Annotated in this window: 1 protein-coding gene; it reads right to left on the bottom strand. The window is 33.5% G+C overall.

From position 1 onward, the window contains the following. A partial coding sequence (locus SB775_RS30925) for a nitric oxide synthase oxygenase (RefSeq protein WP_410865089.1) occupies positions 1–194 on the bottom strand: 194 nt, incomplete at its 3' end. Positions 195–260: the final 66 nt, after the last annotated feature.

Here is a 260-nt window from a genome sequence, read left to right as displayed (position 1 = left end):
CGATTACTATTGCGCCATGCCATTCGTGATCCATGAACAAGTTCTTCAAATGTATGCTCATACGTCCCCGTCTTCTCTATCTCAACTTGAATTTCTTTTATTCTCTCTTCTATGAATTGTTCTTTATTAAGCTCTTTATAGCAAACCGTAATAAAATGACTTGCTTCCTCTATTAATTGTTTCGTTTTACTCATAAACGATCTCCTTCTATTTCAACAAAACGTTACTACTTTACAGTATAAGCAAAAAGAATAAGAGTC

This window comes from Peribacillus sp. SIMBA_075, assembly GCF_046534585.1.
This window is presented reverse-complemented; position numbering and strand designations above follow the sequence as displayed.